Origin of the sequence: Streptomyces sp. GESEQ-35, assembly GCF_017948485.1 — a bacterium.
Classification (GTDB): Bacteria; Actinomycetota; Actinomycetes; order Streptomycetales; family Streptomycetaceae; genus Streptomyces.
On record NZ_JAFFSX010000006.1, the window covers coordinates 211,281 to 229,311 of the forward strand.

The 18,031-nt window shown below is 70.5% G+C and carries 15 protein-coding genes; 5 read left to right on the forward strand and 10 right to left on the reverse strand.

The window, feature by feature from the left end:
• The first annotated feature begins 90 nt into the window (after positions 1 to 90).
• The 3 genes from KCH87_RS14630 (at position 91) to mshC (ending at position 2,825) form a co-directional block, all read left to right on the forward strand.
• Entirely contained in the window at positions 91 to 681 is a 591-nt protein-coding gene (locus KCH87_RS14630) for a DUF3090 domain-containing protein (protein WP_210586497.1), read from the forward strand.
• Positions 645 to 1,463 (forward strand): SCO1664 family protein, encoded by an 819-nt coding sequence (locus KCH87_RS14635; protein ID WP_210586498.1) that lies wholly within the window; start codon positions 645 to 647, stop codon positions 1,461 to 1,463. Before KCH87_RS14630 ends, KCH87_RS14635 begins: the two co-directional genes overlap by 37 nt.
• 132 nt (positions 1,464 to 1,595) lie before the next feature.
• A complete protein-coding gene (mshC, locus tag KCH87_RS14640; protein WP_210586499.1) occupies positions 1,596 to 2,825 on the forward strand; it encodes a cysteine--1-D-myo-inosityl 2-amino-2-deoxy-alpha-D-glucopyranoside ligase in 1,230 nt (409 codons plus the stop codon).
• A 66-nt stretch (positions 2,826 to 2,891) separates the two neighbouring features.
• On the opposite strand, the gene KCH87_RS14645 is transcribed toward mshC, so the two are convergent.
• Together KCH87_RS14645 and KCH87_RS14650 are read right to left on the reverse strand one after the other, a co-directional pair.
• Positions 2,892 to 3,467, reverse strand: coding sequence for a hypothetical protein (locus KCH87_RS14645; RefSeq protein ID WP_210586500.1), 576 nt, complete (start codon positions 3,465 to 3,467; stop codon positions 2,892 to 2,894).
• A gap of 70 nt (positions 3,468 to 3,537) precedes the next feature.
• Entirely contained in the window at positions 3,538 to 5,265 is a 1,728-nt protein-coding gene (locus KCH87_RS14650; protein WP_210586501.1) for a S8 family peptidase, read from the reverse strand.
• Positions 5,266 to 5,617: 352 nt separating this feature from the next.
• On the opposite strand from KCH87_RS14650, the gene KCH87_RS14655 reads away from it, so the two are divergent.
• Entirely contained in the window at positions 5,618 to 6,586 is a 969-nt protein-coding gene (locus tag KCH87_RS14655) for an SMP-30/gluconolactonase/LRE family protein (protein WP_210586502.1), read from the forward strand.
• Positions 6,587 to 6,635: 49 nt separating this feature from the next.
• On the opposite strand, the gene KCH87_RS14660 is transcribed toward KCH87_RS14655, so the two are convergent.
• Positions 6,636 to 7,610, reverse strand: a complete 975-nt coding sequence (locus tag KCH87_RS14660; RefSeq protein WP_210586503.1) for a PAC2 family protein — start codon at positions 7,608 to 7,610, stop codon at positions 6,636 to 6,638.
• 276 nt (positions 7,611 to 7,886) lie between these two features.
• Here KCH87_RS14660 and KCH87_RS14665 point away from each other — a divergent pair, with 276 nt between their 5' ends.
• Complete coding sequence (locus KCH87_RS14665; RefSeq protein WP_210586504.1) at positions 7,887 to 10,346, forward strand: NACHT domain-containing protein; 2,460 nt, start codon at positions 7,887 to 7,889, stop codon at positions 10,344 to 10,346.
• A gap of 1 nt (position 10,347) precedes the next feature.
• Here the strand turns inward: KCH87_RS14665 and KCH87_RS14670 are convergent, their stop codons facing one another.
• From KCH87_RS14670 to KCH87_RS14700, 7 genes are all read right to left on the reverse strand, one after another.
• Complete coding sequence (locus tag KCH87_RS14670; protein ID WP_210586505.1) at positions 10,348 to 11,019, reverse strand: FadR/GntR family transcriptional regulator; 672 nt, start codon at positions 11,017 to 11,019, stop codon at positions 10,348 to 10,350.
• A gap of 103 nt (positions 11,020 to 11,122) precedes the next feature.
• Positions 11,123 to 11,884 carry a nucleoside phosphorylase gene (locus tag KCH87_RS14675; protein WP_210586506.1) on the reverse strand — a complete coding sequence of 254 codons (762 nt, stop codon included), beginning with the start codon at positions 11,882 to 11,884 and terminating at the stop codon, positions 11,123 to 11,125.
• A 92-nt stretch (positions 11,885 to 11,976) separates the two neighbouring features.
• Positions 11,977 to 12,429 carry a phospholipase gene (locus KCH87_RS14680; RefSeq protein ID WP_210586507.1) on the reverse strand — a complete coding sequence of 151 codons (453 nt, stop codon included), beginning with the start codon at positions 12,427 to 12,429 and terminating at the stop codon, positions 11,977 to 11,979.
• A gap of 210 nt (positions 12,430 to 12,639) precedes the next feature.
• The gene (locus KCH87_RS14685) at positions 12,640 to 14,256 is read right to left on the reverse strand and encodes a glycerol-3-phosphate dehydrogenase/oxidase (RefSeq protein WP_210586508.1); all 1,617 of its coding nucleotides are present in this window, start codon (positions 14,254 to 14,256) and stop codon (positions 12,640 to 12,642) included.
• A 43-nt stretch (positions 14,257 to 14,299) separates the two neighbouring features.
• Entirely contained in the window at positions 14,300 to 15,838 is a 1,539-nt protein-coding gene (gene glpK / locus KCH87_RS14690) for a glycerol kinase GlpK (protein WP_210586509.1), read from the reverse strand.
• 63 nt (positions 15,839 to 15,901) lie between these two features.
• Positions 15,902 to 16,690: an MIP/aquaporin family protein gene (locus KCH87_RS14695; protein ID WP_210586510.1), complete on the reverse strand. Its 789-nt coding sequence runs from the start codon at positions 16,688 to 16,690 to the stop codon at positions 15,902 to 15,904.
• A gap of 280 nt (positions 16,691 to 16,970) precedes the next feature.
• On the reverse strand, positions 16,971 to 17,735 hold the full coding sequence (locus KCH87_RS14700) for an IclR family transcriptional regulator (protein ID WP_210586511.1): 765 nt from the start codon (positions 17,733 to 17,735) through the stop codon (positions 16,971 to 16,973).
• Positions 17,736 to 18,031: the final 296 nt, after the last annotated feature.

Sequence of the window (18,031 nt, forward strand, 5' to 3'; positions counted from 1 at the left end):
CGCAGTAGGGTGAAGCGGTCGAGGCGGCGCTGAGCGAGTTCCGGTGGCCGCACCGGCCGGTCCCGATATCGATTCCAATGGAGACAGGACGTGTCCCGTCAGGTGTTCCTCTACGATCCGCCGGACCGCTTCGTGGCCGGAACGGTCGGACTGCCCGGGCGCCGTACGTTCTTCCTCCAGGCCATCGCCGGTTCCCGGGTGACCAGCGTGGCCCTGGAGAAGACCCAGGTCGCCGCGCTCGCCGAGCGTATGGAAGAACTGCTCGACGAGGTGGTACGACGCAGTGGCGGCAACGCCGCCGTCCCTGCCGTGACGCCCACCGAGGTCGCCGACACGGCCCCGCTGGAAGCCCCGATCGAGGAGGAGTTCCGCGTCGGCACCATGGCTCTCGCCTGGGACGGCGAGGAGCAGCGCATGATCGTCGAGGCGCAGGCCCTCGTCGAGCTGGACGCCGACTCCGAGGAGGACCTCGCCGAGGCCGAGGAGCGGCTGCTCCAGGACGAGGAGAACGGACCCCCGATGCTGCGGGTCCGGCTCACCGGCTCCCAGGCCCGCGCGTTCGCCAAGCGCGCCCTGGACGTCGTCAACGCCGGGCGGCCGCCGTGCCCGCTGTGCAGCCTCCCGCTCGACCCGGAAGGACACGTATGTCCGCGCCAGAACGGATACCGCCGCGGAGCGTGACCACGACCCAGCTGCTCACCCGGGGTGAGCTCACGGTCCGCGGGCAGATCCGGGACGCCTCGAACGCGGTGCTGTACTGCTCCGTCGCCCACGACGGGGAGGAGGCCTTCTGCGTCTACAAACCCGTCCGCGGGGAGCGCCCCCTCTGGGACTTCCCCGACGGCACCCTCGCCCAGCGCGAGGTCGCCGCGTACGAGGTGTCCGAGGCCACCGGATGGGGCCTGGTGCCCACCACCGTGCTGCGCGACGGGCCCTACGGAGAGGGCATGGTCCAGCTGTGGATCGAGGGCGTGCCCGGAGCCGAGCTGCTGGCCCTCGTGGACGGTGAGGAGCCGGAGGAGGGCTGGAGGGCGATCGGCTTCGCCGAGGTCGGCGACGGAAAGACGGCGCTGCTGGTGCACGCCGACGACGAACGGCTGCGCAGGCTCGCCGTCCTCGACGCCGTGATCAACAACGCGGACCGCAAGGGCGGCCATCTGCTGCCCGCCGACGGCGGCCGGCTGTACGCCATCGACCACGGCGTGACCTTCAACACCGAGAACAAGCTGCGCACACTGCTGTGGGGTTGGGCTGGTGAGCCGCTCACGGGTGAGTCCATGGACGTCCTCAAGGGACTCAAGGACGGCCTGGGCGACGGCGGAGCCCTCGCGGCCCGTCTGGCCGGGCTGATCACCGGCGCCGAGGTCGATGCCACGCGCGCGCGTGTCGACGCACTGCTCACCGCGGGGGTCCATCCGGAGCCGAGCGGGGAGTGGCCGGCCATTCCATGGCCGCCTGTGTAGGGAGCGCGGTGCGGTGGCCACCGGTGCAGGGGAACAATCTGCACGGCGGACGACGTTGCGCAAGAGTGCGCTACCGGCCATCCGGCCTGCTCCGGTTCGTATACGGAACTTCCGTCCGGTTAGGCTCATGACATGCATGCCTGGCCCGCTTCTGAGGTCCCCGCCCTGCCCGGCAAGGGCCGCGACCTCCAGATCCACGACACAGCGACCGATGGTCTCGTCACCCTCGACCCCGGTCCCGTCGCCCGTATCTACGTCTGCGGCATCACTCCGTACGACGCGACCCACATCGGTCACGCGGCGACCTACAACGCGTTCGACCTCGTGCAGCGCGTGTGGCTCGACACCAAGCGGCAGGTTCACTACGTCCAGAACGTCACCGACGTCGACGATCCGCTGCTGGAACGCGCCCTGCGGGACAACGTCGACTGGGTCGCCCTCGCCGAGAAGGAGACGGCCCTCTTCCGCGAGGACATGACCGCCCTGCGGATGCTGCCGCCGCAGCACTACATCGGCGCGGTCGAGGCGATACCCGGCATCGTGCCGCTCGTCGAGCGGCTGCGGGACGCGGGCGCCGCCTACGAACTCGAAGGGGACATCTACTTCTCCGTCGAGTCCGACCCGAACTTCGGCAGCGTCTCGAACCTCGACACGGCCGCCATGCGGCTGCTGTCCGCCGAGCGCGGCGGCGACCCCGACCGCCCGGGCAAGAAGAACCCGCTGGACCCGATGTTGTGGATGGCGGCCCGCGAGGGCGAGCCGAGCTGGGACGGCGGTTCGCTCGGGCGTGGTCGGCCCGGCTGGCACATCGAGTGTGTCGCGATCGCCCTGGACCACCTCGGAATGGGCTTCGACGTCCAGGGCGGCGGCTCCGACCTCGCCTTCCCGCACCATGAGATGGGCGCCTCGCACGCCCAGGTGCTGACCGGCGAGTTCCCCATGGCCAAGGCGTACGTCCACGCCGGCATGGTCGCGCTGCACGGAGAGAAGATGTCGAAGTCCAAGGGCAACCTGGTCTTCGTCTCCACGCTGCGCCGCGAGGGCGTCGACCCGGCCGCGATCAGGCTGGCCCTGCTCGCCCACCACTACCGCGCGGACTGGGAGTGGACCGACCAGGTCCTCGAGGACGCCCTCGCGCGCGTCGACCGCTGGCGCGCCGCCGTCTCCCGCCCCGACGGACCGCCCGCCGAGCCGCTGGTCGAGGAGATCCGCGCGGCCCTCGCGAACGACCTGGACGCCCCGGCAGCCCTCGCCGCCGTCGACCGCTGGGCGGCGCTCCAGCAGGAGCGGGGCGGCACGGACGAGGGCGCCCCCGGCGTCGTATCGCGTGCCGTGGACGCTCTGCTGGGCGTGGCCCTGTAGTCAGCTCGTGGAAGGGCGCCCCCTCCCTTGCCGGAGGGGGCGCCCTTGTACTTGCTCAGGTGGGCGTCAGATCCGCTGGATCCGTACGCTGCGCAGCACGTTCGGCGACTGGGTGTCCCAGATGCCGACCACCTGGTGGCCGAACGCGAAGGCCTGCTGGATCTGCTGATGGATCTGCGGGTTCGGGTTGTTGAGGACCCGGAACTGGTTGTTGATGCGCAGGAAGATCTGGTGCGGCTGCCCCTGGAGCGGGTGGACGATGTCGATGAAGCCGTTCGCCACGCCGGAGGCGAGGGCCTGCGCCTGCACCTGCTGGACGACCTGCTGCACCGCGGACAGCGCGACCTGCTGAAGCTGCTGCTGCATCTGCTGCTCGGTCTGCTGGGCCTGTTGGTCCTGCGGCTGACCGAACTGTTGCTGCTGGCCCAGCTGCTGAAGCAGCTGCTGGTACGGCTGCTGCTGACTGAGCTGCTGGAGCTGCTCCAGCGAGCCGCTCATGCCCTGCGGCTGTTGCTGCTGGCCGTAGCCCTGCTGGCCGTAGTTCTGCTGCTGGCCGTACTGCTGCGGGAACTGCTGCTGCTGATACGGCGACGTGCTGGGGAACTGCTGTCCCAGTTGGCTCATCTGCGGGGTGGTGCTCATGCGGGTGCCACCTTCCGTCATGTGTTGAGCGATGGTTGGGAGTTGTGGAGCGTCGGTGGGGCGCCGTCCGTCAGCCCGTGATCACCAGGCCGACGATCTCGTCGTCCGAGAACCACACGCGGACGTCCGGCCGTCCCCCCGCGAAGGCGGTGTGCACCGCCTGGCGGATCTCTGGAGACGGGTGGTTCAGGTTGCGCCAGGCGCCGGCCACGAACAGCCGGAGCCGCGGCGGGAGTTCACGGGGATACGGCAGCAACTCGTCCCAGTACCGCTCGGCCTGGCCCGAGCCGACCGCCTGCGGCAGCAGCTGGGTCACCGCCGCCTTGATGTCCGGCCGGTTGCCGATCCGCTGGGAGGCGGGCCGGCCCGCCGCGTCCTGCTGCGCGGAACCCGTGGCCCGCAGCACCACACGGGCACGTTCGGGCGACATCGGAGGCTGGCCGGCCGCCTTGAGCATGCCCTGGAGCGCGGCCAGCGCGCCGACCACCACCGGGGAGGCGGAGGACGTACCGGAGAACGTGTCCGTGTACCAGGCGATCTCCTCGGGCCCGCCCTGGAGATCGCCGGGCCGGTCCCAGAAGCCGCCGGTGGTCGTGACCTCGCGGCCCCAGCCCTGAGCGTCCAGCCGGGCGCCGTAGTTGGAGAACGCGAGCCGTGAACGGTCCGGGCCGTGATCGCGGCCATGGGTGCCGGGCGGCGGTGCGCCCGCACCGACGAGGACGGCGCCGGAGGACTGGTTGGAGGGGTTGAACGGATTGCGCCACGACTCCGGGAATTCGTCCGGGCGGCGCTCGTAGACGGCGTCGTCGAGGGACTCGCCGCCGTTGCCTGCGGCCTCCACGACGAGGACGCCCTTGGCGGTGGCGTAGCGGATGGCCGCACAGTCGTCCGGCCACCACTCGAGCGCGACGTAGCCGCTCTGGTCGTCGCGCGCGGCGAAGTCCAGCCGTGGGCCCGGACGGTGGAGTTCGATCAGCACGATGTCGCCGGGTCCGAGCCGGTCGGCGGCCGCGTGGATCGCCGCCGCGGTACCGATGCCCTGGAAGGACGCGGCCGCGGTCGCCGCTTCGGGCACGATGCCGTTGACGCCGTACTCGTTGCGGTCGCCGCCGATCACACCGATCACGGCGGTGCCGTGGTTGCGCCAGGCGACGTCGGTCAGCGGGGTGCCGACGACGATGCCGGCGAGCTTCGCCGCGAGATCCTCGTGGCCCAGCTGCCAGGCGCCCTCGACATCGATCACGGTCACGCCCTGGCCGGCGCCGCCGGGCCGCTGCCAGGCCCAGTGCGCGTCGATGCCCTCGGGCGCCGCGCGCAGATAGCCCTGCCGACCGCTGAAGTCGGGTGTGACCGGCGCGCCTTCCTTCAGACGCCGGTTGTCCTCGGCGCTCGTCAGGGAGGCGGGCACGGCGCCGGGTTTCACATACGCCGTGTCGATCCCCGGCAGCGCGGCGATCCGTGCGCGCAGCTCCTGGGCGCGGCTCTCTCCGCCGCGCACGCGGTAGAACAACGCGAGGTCAGGAGTGTCCTCCGGGCCCGCGGTGGCCGACTGCTGGAGCCGCTCCTCGTTGCCGAACAGGGGTTCCAGAGCGAGCTGTTCGTCGCTGAGGAACATGTTGAGGGCCGATACATCGGCGCCCGCCGCCGAGCGGACGCTCTCGGTCTGGGCGCGCAGCCGGGCCTCGGGCCGGGCGACGACGATCAGCTCCTGCTCGGCCCCTCGATAGGTGAATCCAGCTCCGTCGGGCCCCGGCCCGGATGTCCCCGGGCCCTGCGCCGGCTGTACCTGGTCGGTCATCGGGTACCGCTCCCTTCGGTCCGTGCGGATGCCAAGTAGCGGATGGTGCCGAGTGGTACGGGGGGCGCGGTGCCATGTCCCGTTCCCGGGCCGCGCCTTCGCTGCACAACCAAGCACTCCCATGGCGCCCCGTCCAGACCGTCTTCGCCAACTTGGTTTCGCAACAAGTTGAATTGGGTACCGTGTGCAATTGGCGTGAAACAGATGTCCTGCAACAATCCGGCCAGAACCTGTCTACTGGCTGTCGAGGGACTTGGGGGAGCTGCGGAGCCACCCGGCATGTGATGGGGTGGGCGCGTCAGTTGACCGTTGGACCAGCCAGTCGGCCGGTCCCTCCGCGGAAGGACGCACAGTGGCACCCACGCATCGCTCCTTCGCACGTGACTACACCCGCCGCAGACTCCTCACGGTCGGCGCCGCGACCGCCGGTGCCGTCCTCGCCGGGTCCACCGCGGCCTCGGCCTCCGGTAAGTCGTGGCCGACCGTGATCCCGCTGCCCGACGGCTTCCGCCCGGAGGGCATCGCGATCGGCGGTGGGCCGTACGCCTACCTCGGCTCGCTCGGCGACGGCTCGATCTACCGGGCCGACCTGCGCACGGGGCAGGGCGGCATCATCTCGGCCGGGCCCGGTACGCCCTCGGTCGGCCTCAAACTCGACGACCGGGGACGCCTGTTCGTCGCCGGACGCGGGCTGGGCGCGCGGGTCGTCGACGTCAGCAACGGCGCGATCATCGCGTCGTACGTCCTCACCACGGCGACCCCGACCTTCGCCAACGACGTGTTCCTGACCCCGCGCACGGCCTGGTTCACCGACTCCTACCAGCCCGCGCTGTACGCCCTGCCGCTCGGCCGGGGCGGCGCGCTGCCGGACGCGGACGACGTCGTGACGATCACACTGAAGGGCGACTGGAGCCAGGTCCCCGGCGAGGTCGTGAATGCCAACGGCATCACCCGCACGCCCGACGGCTCGGCCCTGCTGGTGGTGCAGTCCGGGGTCGGCGCGCTGCACCGGGTGGACCCGAAGAGCGGGGTCACGAAACTCGTCGACCTCGGGGACGCGGCCCCGCTCACCAACGGCGACGGTCTGCTGCTGCTCGGGCGGACGCTGTACGTCGTCCAGAACCGGCAGAACGCGATCGACGTCTTCACCCTCGCGCCCGACGGCACCAGCGGGGTCTTCCGGCGCCGCATCACCGACCCGGCCTTCGATGTGCCGACCACGGTGGCCGCGTACAAGGACCGGCTCTACCTGCCCAACGCACGGTTCACCACGACTCCGACGCCCACGACCACGTACGACGTGATCGCTGTGGCACGCTGAGGAAGAAGCCGGGGGCGGTACGGGAGATCCGTACCGCCCCTTGTGCGTCCTAGTCCTCGGACGAATCCTCGTCGTCGGCGCCCGGCTTCGGGGGCTTCGGCGGCTTCGGGCGACCGCCGGGGTTGTCTCCCCGGTCCTTGAGGAACGGCGTGCCCTCTCCGCCTTCCGTGGCGTGGCCGCCCGGAGTGTCCCGGCGCCGCAGATACCGCTCGAACTCGCGGGCGATCGCCTCGCCCGACGCCTCCGGCAGCTCGGCGGTGTCCCGGGCCTCCTCCAGCGTCTGCACGTACTCCGCGACCTCGCTGTCCTCGGCGGCCAGCTGGTCCACCCCCACCTGCCAGGCGCGCGCGTCCTCGGGCAGCTCGCCCAGCGGGATGCGTACGTCGATCAGGTCCTCCAGGCGGTTGAGGAGGGCCAGCGTCGCCTTCGGGTTGGGCGGCTGCGACACGTAGTGCGGGACGGCCGCCCAGAGCGAAACCGCAGGTACGCCCGCGTGCGTGCACGCCTCCTGGAGGACGCCGACGATGCCCGTGGGCCCCTCGTACTTGGTCTCCTCCAGGTCCATCCGCTGGGCCAGGTCCGCGTCGGACGTGGTCCCGCTGATCGGGACCGGACGCGTGTGCGGGGTGTCACCGAGCAGGGCACCCAGGATGACCACCAGTTCCACACCCAGCTCGTGCGCGAAGCCGAGCAGCTCGTTGCAGAACGAGCGCCAGCGCATGGACGGTTCGATACCTCGGACGAGTACCAGGTCGCGGGGCTTCTCACCGCCGATCCGCACCACCGACAACCTTGTCGTCGGCCACGTGATCTTGCGCACGCCGGCGTCCATCCACACCGTGGGACGGTTCACCTGGAAGTCGTAGTAGTCCTCGGCGTCGAGCGCCGCGAACACCTCGCCCTTCCACTCCCTGTCCAGATGCGCGACCGCGGTGGAGGCGGCGTCGCCGGCATCGTTCCAGCCCTCGAACGCGGCCACCATGACCGGGTCGACCAGCTCGGGAACTCCCTCGAGCTCGATCACCCAGCGCCTCCTTCCGACGTGCTCTCACGTACGCCCCAACCTTACGGCGTGCGAGCGGAACGTCCGCAGCCCCCTTGCAGGGGGGAATGAACCGATCACTGCCCCGTTCGCCATCCCGAAACACCCCACAGTCATCGGAGCTGTGCTCTGGCCGACGTTTGCGGTGATCGGGACGTGTCCGGAACCGGGTCCGAGGCGGGCGGTCCTTCACCCACTCGTGTGGCAGCTCCCGGAACCGGCTCCGGGCGAGGGCGACGCTGCGGAACTCTTCGTCAGATGAGCGGAGTTGACCCCCCTTCCTGCGTACGGCGGGTCGGGATCGTGTATCTGACGCTCCTCGGCGTGGGGACGCTGGGGGCACTGCTGGTCGCCCCGCGCGTCGAGGATCCGGCGACCGTGGTCGCGGCGCTGCTGCCGACCCTGGCGGGTGCCTACCTGGCGTGGAGTGCCTATCGGGCGGACCGTGTCGAGGCCGCGTCCGCGGCGACGGACCCCGCCGTCACCGCCGACCGGCTCGCCGTCGCCGTACGACGGCAGTGGGAGGCGGAGGCGCAGGCGCGGCGGCTGGCGGACCCGTATCCGCTGCCGGTGTCCTGGCGGGGCGCCGATGCCGACCTGGCCGAGGTGACGGAGGGCCTCGCCGGCCGGGACGGGGAGATCGGCACGGTCTTCGCCGAGCGGGTGCCCGATCGGCGGCTGCTGTTGCTGGGCGAGCCCGGTTCGGGCAAGACCCTGTTGCTCGTCCGCCTGGTGCTGACGCTGATCGAGGGGCGCACGGCGGGTGATCCGGTGCCCGTGCTCTTTCCGCTGGCCTCGTGGGATCCGACGGCGATGGACCTGCGGGGTTGGATGGAGCGCAAGCTGGTGCAGGACTACGCCGAGCTGGGGGCGGCGGCGCCGGGTGAGTACGGGGAGACGACCCTGGCCGGGATGCTGCTGGACCGGCGCATGGTGCTGCCGGTGCTCGACGGGTTCGACGAACTGCCTCCTGCGATGGGCGGGTTGGCACTGCACCGGATCGCTGAGGCGTTGCCTTACGGCTGCGGGCTGGTGCTGTCGAGCCGTCCGGCGGAGTACCGGGCGGCGCTGCGGCCGCGGACGGGGGTGCCGGCGCGGCTGACCGGGATGGCGGGCATCCGGCTGGAGCCGCTCGGTGCCGATGACGTGGCCGGCTATCTGCTGCGGGACGCGGGCGGGAGCGATTCACCCTCCGCGGCGCGGTGGGACTCGGTGGTGGCCGCGCTGGGCACGGACGCGCCGGTGGCGGGGACACTCAGCAGCCCGTTGATGGTGTCGCTGGCTCGGTCCGTGTACAACCCCCGACCGGGGGAGGGGGAGGAGGAACTTCCGGATCCTGCCGAGCTGTTGGGGCGTCCGGCGCGTACCGCGGTGGAGCGCCATCTGCTCGACGCCTTCGTCACCGCCGCGTATCGGCCGCATCCGCAGCGCTCGTGTCCGTGGACGGTGGGCGAGGCACTGCATGCGCTGCGGTTTCTGGCGCGGCGTATGGAGCGGGGCGTGGACGGGACGGCCGAGGTGGCGTGGTGGAAGCTGGGCCACGTGGTGCCGGCGGTGCTGCCTCAGGTGCTGGCCGGCGTGCTGTTGGGCGTCCTGGGGTGGCTGGCCGAGGGCGGGACCATGGAGGCGATCCAGTACTTCGCGCCCGAGGTGCCTGCGCCGACGGAGTGGGAGGAGACGGGCGGGCTCGGGGTCGTGGCGGCGGGCATCTGCGGGGGCCTCGCGGGCGGCCTCGCGGCGGCCCTGGCGATCACCGTGCTGTGTGTGGCGGCCGTCGCTCCCGACGTCCCCGCCGACCTCGTGCTGCACCGTCTGGCCGACGGCGGTTCACTCGCGCTCGTCGGAGTGATCATCTCCGGGTTCGCCTGCGGCGCCCGGACCGGGGTACGGCGGCCGACCGACTGGGACTGGCGGCTTCCGGCCACGGGAGTGGCGGCCGCGATCTGCTACGGGCTGTGCTTCGACAACGCCTGCGGCACCGTCAGCGCCCTGCTCTACGGCGTGACGGCGGCGGCCGTCGGCAGGGACGGCATCGGGACGGATCTCGCCGGCCCGGTGGCCCGGGTGCGCTGGCACTGGAGCCTGCGGGGCGTCTGCCGGGGGCTGCTGGGCGGGCTGCTGCTCGGCGGCAGCATCCTTCTGGAGGGCCTGCTCGCGGATGTGCTCTCGGGCGGGTCCACCCGGCAGTACATCGCGCCCGCGGATCCCGTCGCGGCGGGCTGGGCGGCACTCCAGGTGGGCACGGTGTTCGCGGTGTCCTGCCTGCTCCTGAACGGTCTGCGGACGGTCCCGGTCGATCTCGGCGGCTGTGTCGACGGCCGAGCCCTCCTCGCCAACGACCGGCGCACGCTCGGCACCTGCGTCCTGATGGCAGCCGTGCTCGGCACCCTGGTGATCGGCACCCAGGGCTGGTGCGCCACCGTCTGGGGATCGACCGGCGTATGGGGTACGGCCCCCGCCGAGAACCAGCAATGGGTCTACGCGGTCGGACTGGTCCCCTCGTTGCTGACCGGACTGGCCATCGGGATCCGACAGTCGGCCTGGACCCGGTACGCGGTCGCCCGCTGCTACCTGGCCGTGCGTGCCAAGGTGCCGTTCGATCTCATGGCCTTCCTCGGTGACGCCCACGAACACCGAGGCGTCCTGCGCCGCGTCGGCGCCGTCTACCAGTTCCGGCACATCGAGCTTCAGCACAGGCTGGCCGACACCGAACCGTAGATCACAACGTGGACCGCAGCCACTGCTCCACGCTCGCGATGTGCACCGTCGCCCACGACCTGGCCGCCTCCGCGTCCCGGTCGCGCAGCGCGGCGACGATCATGCGGTGCTCGTGGAGGGTGCGGCTGACCGCGTCCTCCTGGGTCAGGCCGCGCCAGATGCGGGCGCGGGTGGTGGGACCCGAGAGGCCGTCGAGGAGCGAGCAGAGCACGGAGTTGCCCGAGCTCTGCACGATGCCCCGGTGGAAGTCCAGGTCACAGGCGACCAGTTCCTCGACCGAGGGCGCGTCGCCGAGCTTGTCCAACTGGGCGGACAGCGCGTCCAGTTGCTGCTCGCTGACCCGCGAGGCCGCCATGGCCGTCGCGGCCGGCTCCAGGATGCGGCGTACGGCCAGGAACTCCAGGACCGTGTCGTCGCGGTGGAAGTCCACGACGAAGCTCAGCGCCTCCAGCAGGAGTTGCGGGTCGAGGCTGGTGACGTACGTTCCATCGCCCTGGCGCACGTCCAGGATGCGGATCAGCGACAGGGCGCGCACGGCCTCCCGCAGGGAGTTGCGGGAGAGCCCCAGTTCGGAGGCGAGTTCGCTCTCCTTGGGAAGTCGGTCGCCGGGGCGCAGCGCGCCGGAGACGATCATGCCCTTGATCTTCTCGATCGCCTCGTCGGTGACTGCCATGGCCGGCCTCCCTGTCGTTCAGACCTCCGATGTCTCACGCCATTATGGGGGTTCACCAGGCAGAACGGGACGCCGAATGCTCAGACCGGCGCCGCCGGGATGCTCACGCCCGTTCCCCCTCGGCCAGCAGTCGCAGTGCCTCCAGGGAGACGGTCGCGCCCCGCTCCACGCCCGCCGTGACGACGTCCCGGTGCGGGTCGTACCCGCCTGTCGAGAACGGAGTGTCCCCGTCGACGAGTTCATCGGCGTTCGCCCCGTCCACGACGAGCACTCCGCCCGCGACCAGCCCGCGCAGCGAGGCCGTCACCAGCAGCGCGGACAGTTCCATCTCGATCGCCGCGAGCCCGGCACCGTCGTAGGCGAAGAGGGGCAGCAGCCCGGGCTGGAACGCGGCACGCGTCCACACGATGCCCCGGTGGTGCGGGGCGCCCGCCTCGCGCGCCGCGCGCTGGAGGGCGAACACCGCCTCGGGGGAGGAGACCGCCGGGTACTCGGGCGGCAGCAGCTGCTGGGTGACGCCGTCGTCGCGTACGGCGGCCTCCGCGATGACCAGATCGCCGGCGCCGATGCCCGGCTTCATCGCGCCCGCCGTACCGAACCGCAGGAAAGTGTGCACGCCCGCGTCGGCCAGCTCCTGGAACAGCAGGATCGCGCCCGGCGCACCCACCCCGTGCGAGGCGACGGTGACCGGCACGCCCTTCCAACTCCCGCTGAACACACGGTATTCGCGGTGGTGCGAGACCTCCTCGGCGCCGTCGAGCAGTGCGCCGACGGCCGCCGCGCGCGCCGGGTCGCCGACGACGATCGCGTGCTCCGGGAGCCCGGTGCGGGGTATGCGTGTGACGGGCGACAGATCCTGGGTCATGGGACGACGTTACCGAGGGCGAGTTGCCCACCCGCGAGCCGGGCGGGGCCGGGTGCGACGTACCGCACCCGGCCCCAGGAAGGTGACCGCCGTCAGCCGAAGGCCTTCACGGCCTGGTAGTACGTCCAGGCCGTGCTGTTGCACGCGGTCTTCGTCGCGCCGCTGTAGCCGTTGCAGACGCGCTTGAGGTCCTCGTAGAAGGCGCTGTCGAGACGGGCCTTGTTGGTGTCGAACGCGCCCGCGGCCTTGTAGTTGCGGTAGCCGAAGTCGTGCCGGGCGCAGGAGTTGGCGAAGGGGAAGCCGAAGGGGTTGTCCGGCGAGGAGGAGCAGTAGTCGGTGGACCAGTCGAACTCGTAGGCGGTCCAGGCGGACTGGTTCGCGCGGGCGGCGGCCCACGTGTTGTAGCTCGACGCGCTGGTCTGGGTCCAGCTGGAGAGGACCTGGGGCTTGTCGGCGGGAACTGCGGTGGCAGTGGCGGCAGTTGCGGTGACGGTGATCAGGGCAAGGGCCGAAGCGGCGAGACCGGTGGCGAGTCTGCGGTGCATCCCACACCTCCATGAGGCCGCGATCCGTCCGTCGGATCGCAGGTTCATGACAAGATGATTGATCCGCCATCAGACGCTTCACACCTCATGTGTCCTAATGCGCCATTAACTCTTGGACATGCCAGGAGATCAGAGCATGAACCGGACGGGACGCACACATACGAAAGGGGCGACTCCGTCAAGGGAGCCGCCCCTTTACCGTCGTGCCGACTACTTCTTGTCGAGCAGGTCCTGCACCTTCGCACGGACCTCGTCGGTGGCCAGGCCGCGGATCGTCAGCGTCGTACGGCGGCGCAGCACGTCGTCCTGCGTCTCGGCCCACTCGTTGTCCCGGGCATAGACGACCTGCGCCCAGATCTCCGGGGCGTCCGGGTGGACGCGCTCGCCGAGTTCCGGGTTCTCGTTGGCGAGACGGGCTATGTCGAAGGCCAGCGAACCGTAGTGGGTGGCCAGGTGCTTGGCGGTGTCGGCGCCCATCCGCGGGCCCGGCGCCGGACGGTCGACCAGCAGCCGGTGCGCGATGGCGCGCGGGTTGGCGACACCCGGCAGCGGCAGCTTCTTCGGCAGGGAGGCTATCGGCTCGAAGTCGTCGCCCAGCGGGTGGCCCGGCAGCGCCTCCAGCTTCTTCATGACCGTACGGCCGATGTGCCGGAAGGTCGTCCACTTGCCGCCCGCGACCGACAGCATCCCGCCCCGGCCCTCGGTCACCACCGTCTCGCGCTTGGCCTTGGCCGTGTCGCCGGGGCCGCCCGGCAGCACCCGCAGACCGGCGAAGGAGTACGTGATCAGATCACGGCTCAGCTGCTGGTCCCGGACCGAGAACGCGGCCTCGTCCAGGATCTGGGCGATGTCCTTCTCGTTGACCGAGACGTCCGCCGGGTCGCCCTCGAACTCCTCGTCGGTCGTGCCGAGAAGGAGCATGTCCTCCCAGGGCAGGGCGAAGGTGATGCGGTACTTGTCGATCGGCGTCGCGAGCGCGGCCTTCCACGGGGAGGTGCGCTTCAGGACCAGGTGCGCGCCCTTCGACAGACGGATGGACGGAGCCGCGTTCGGGTCCTCCATCCTGCGCAGGTGGTCGACCCAGGGACCCGTCGCGTTCAGCACGAGCCGGGCGTCGACCCCGAACTCGTCGCCGGTCGTACGGTCCTTCAGCTCCGCGCCCGTCACCCGGCCCTTGGTGAAGCGCAGCCCGGTCACCTCGGCGTGGTTGAGGACGACCGCGCCCGACTCGGTGGCGGCGCGGACCGTCATCAGCGCCATACGGGCGTCGTTCATCTGGTCGTCGCCGTACACGGCCACGGCCTTGAGGTTCTCGGTGCGCAGCTCGGGCACGTCCTGCGCGGCCTTCGCCGGGGAGAGCAGATGGCCGACGCCGTCGCCGAACGCGGAGAGCGCCGAGTACGCGAACACGCCCGCGCCCAGCTTCGCCGCGCCGTGCGGCCCGCCCTTGTACACGGGGAGGTAGAAGGTGAGCGGGTTCGCCAGGTGGGGGGCCACCTGGCGGGAGACCGCACGGCGCTCGAAGTGGTTCTCCGCCACCAGCTTCACCGCGCCGGTCTGGAGGTAACGCAAGCCCCCGTGGAGCAGCTTGGAGGAGGCAGAGGAGGTGGCACCGGCGAAGTCGCCGGCGTCGACCAGCGCCACCCTGAGCCCGGACTGCGCGGCGTGCCAGGCGGTGGAGATGCCCAGGATGCCGCCGCCGATCACGAGAAGGTCGTACGACGCCTTGGCGAGCTGCTCCCGGGTCTCGGCGCGGCTCGGGTTCGAACCGGAGGCCGGGCGCGTACCGAGGGCAGGCACGGACTGCAGGGTGGACTGACTGGTCATGTGGGGTTCTAACTCCTCGTCAGAGCTCTGGAGAGGGTTCTCGTCAGCTCTCGTCTTCGATCCAGCCCATGGTCCGCTCGACGGCCTTGAGCCAGCTCTTGTACTCACGGTCGCGGATCTCCGCGTCCATGCGGGGGGTCCACTCGGCGGCCCGCCGCCAGTTGGCGCGCAGCTCGTCGGTGCTGGACCAGAAGCCGACGGCGAGACCGGCGGCGTAGGCGGCGCCGAGGCAGGTGGTCTCGGCGACCATCGGGCGCACCACGGGAGCGTCCAGGAAGTCCGCGAGGGTCTGCATCAGCAGATTGTTGGAGGTCATACCGCCGTCGACCTTGAGGGCCACCAGCTCGTCGCCGGAGTCCTTGACCATGGCGTCGGCGATCTCCCGGGTCTGCCAGGCGGTGGCTTCCAGGACGGCACGCGCGAGGTGTGCCTTGGTGACGTACCGGGTCAGACCGGCGATCACACCGCGGGCGTCGGAACGCCAGTGCGGGGCGAACAGGCCGGAGAAGGCCGGCACGAAGTAGGCGCCGCCGTTGTCCTCGACCGAGAGCGCGAGCGTCTCGATCTCGGCGGCGGTGGAGATCAGGCCCATCTGGTCGCGCATCCACTGCACCAGCGAGCCGGTGACCGCGATCGAGCCCTCCAGGGCGTAGACCGTCGCCTGGTCACCGATCTTGTAGCCGACCGTGGTCAGCAGGCCCGCGTACGAGTTGATGATCTTGTCACCGGTGTTCATCACCATGAAGGTGCCGGTGCCGTACGTCGACTTGACCTCGCCCTCGGAGAAACAGGTCTGGCCGAACAGGGCCGCCTGCTGGTCGCCGAGCGCGGACGCGACCGGGATGCCGCCGAGCAGCTCGCCCAGGCTGCCGCCGGTGACCTCGCCGTAGACCTCGGCCGAGGAGCGGATCTCGGGCAGGATCTGAAGCGGCACGCCGATGGACTCGGCGATCTTCTCGTCCCACGCCATGGTGTGGAGGTTCATCAGCATGGTGCGGGAGGCGTTGGTGACGTCGGTGACGTGGTGGCCGCCGTCGACACCGCCGGTCAGGTTCCAGATGACCCAGGTGTCCATGGTGCCGAACAGGATGTCGCCGGCCTCGGCGCGCTCCTTCAGGCCCGCGACGTTGTCCAGCAGCCAGCGGGCCTTCGGACCGGCGAAGTACGACGCCAGCGGCAGACCGGTCTCCCGGCGGAAGCGGTCCTGGCCGACGTTGCGGCCGAGTTCGCGGCAGAGGGCGTCGGTGCGGGTGTCCTGCCAGACGATGGCGTTGTGGACGGGCTCACCGGTGTTCTTGTCCCACAGCACGGTCGTCTCGCGCTGGTTGGTGATGCCGATGGCCTTGATGTCGTCGCGGGTGATGCCGGCCTTCTGAATGGCTCCGGCGACGACTTCCTGGACGTTGGTCCAGATCTCGTTGGCGTTGTGCTCGACCCAGCCCGGCTTCGGGAAGATCTGCTCGTGCTCCTTCTGGTCGACGGAGACGATACGGCCGTCCCGGTCGAAGACGATGCAGCGGCTGGAGGTGGTGCCCTGGTCGATCGCGGCGATGAACGGGCCGGCGGTGTGTGCGTCGCTCACTGTGTGCTCCTGGGGATTCCGTGGATAGGTGGCTGTCTGTACGGCGCGGTGCTGAATCGTGCTCTAAGCAAACGCGACGTTGTAGATGCCTGCCGCGATGGCGCCGCCGATCAGCGGACCGACCACCGGGATCCAGGCGTAACCCCAGTCGGAGCCGCCCTTGTTGGGCAGGGGCAGGAGGGCGTGCACGATACGCGGGCCGAGGTCACGGGCCGGGTTGATCGCGTAGCCGGTCGGTCCGCCGAGCGACAGACCGACCGCGACGACCACGAAGGCGGTGATCAGGGCGCCCAGGGTGCCGAGACCCTTGCCGCTGTCGTTCAGGCCCTGGGTGAGGATCGCGAGGATCAGCACGACGGTGCCGATGATCTCCGTGACGAGGTTCTGCCACACGACGCGGACCTCGGGGCCGGTGGAGAAGATGCCGAGCACGGGGCCGGCCTTCGCCTCCCGTGCCTCGACGGCCTTCACGTCCTGCGCGACCGGGTCGCCGACGATCTCCTTGTCGGTGAGGTGCGCGTGGAACTGGCCGTAGTAGGCGATCCAGACCAGGGCCGCGCCGATCATCGCGCCGAGCAGCTGACCGGACCAATAGGTCAGGACATTGCTCCAGTCGTCGTCCTTGATCGCGAGCGCGAGCGTCACGGCCGGGTTGAGGTGGGCGCCGGAGAGCGGTGCCGAGATGTACACGGCTGTCATGACGGCGAAACCCCACCCGAAGGTGATGGCGAGCCAGCCGGCGTTACGGGCCTTGGAGGCCTTGAGCACGACGGCGGCGACCACGCCACCGCCGAGCAGGATGAGTATGGCGGTACCGATGGTCTCGCCGATGAAGATGTCGGAGCTGGACACCCGCGACTCCTTTGTCCTTCGTCCAGGGGAAGAGCTGCCGGCCCTTGGCGTCGTCACACTGTAACGCCAATTGCCGGTCGGTGTTCGACAATGTCGACCGATGGACGGGAGTCTTGCTCTGGCGTTACAGGTGCGTCAAGAGTTCTGTTATCGAAAACACGATCGTTATTGATCGCTGCGAGCTATCGATCCAGAGCCTCGCCAAACCATGACAACGCGTTTTAAGGCATGACAACAACCGGAACGCCCGCTGACGCCCCGGTCTGCCGGTCTACGAAGCTCAGAACCGCCCGGCGCCCAGATCCCGTGAGACCGCGCGGGCGCAGTCACGCACCGCCGCGATCAGCTCGGGCCGCACCTCGCCGTCCCGGCACAGCCGCTCCACGGCGCCGGTGATGCCGACCGCGCCGACCGGCATACGCCGCCGGTCGTGGATGGGTGCGGCGATGGAGGCGACGCCCTCCCAGGTCTCCTCGACGTCCGCCGCATAACCACGCGCGCGTGTCAGGTCGAGGATCTGCTCGAAGGCGCCGAGCTCGCACACCGTGCGGTCCGTGAAGGCCCTGCGGTCGGCCTCCAGCACCTCGCTGTGCGCGACCGGGTCGTAGGCCGCCAGCACCTTGCCCAGGGCCGTGGAGTGCAGCGGCTGCATGGCGCCGATCTCCAGGACCTGCCGGCTGTCGTCGGGCCGGAAGACGTGGTGCACGATCAGCACGCCCTGCTGGTGCAGCACGCCCAGATGGACGCTCTCGCCGCTGGAACGGGCCAGGTCGTCCGTCCACACCAGGGCGCGCGCCCGCAGCTCGTGCACGTCCAGATAGGTGGTGCCCAGGCGCAGCAGCTCGGCGCCCAGCTGGTAGCGCCCGGAGGTGTCGTCCTGCTCGACGAAGCCCTCCTGCTGGAGGGTGCGCAGGATGCCGTGGGCGGTGCCCTTGGCGAGGCCCAGTGACGAGGCGATGTCCGACAGGCCGAGCCGTCGCTCGCCGCCCGCGAGCAGCCGCAGCATCGCGGCCGCCCGTTCGAGCGACTGGATGTTCCGTGCCATCGCCGTCCTGCCTCCGTCCCCTTCGACCGTCGACCCACGACGTTCGCTGCCGCCGTTCGGCAATGTCGAACACTACCGGTCCATGCCGACCCATCGCCAATGGTCGGCAGGTACCTTCTTCAGCCACCTGTTGCGCCACTCGGTTGCGCCACTCGTCAGACACCTATGGCGCAACTCGTACCGCACCGTGCCCCGCACTCGTATCCCGCTGGAGACCTGCCTGTCATCTCCGTCCGTCCCGTGGACCCACTGACCATCCCGCCACGGACCCGGTTACGCTGGCTGCCGTGCGCCTA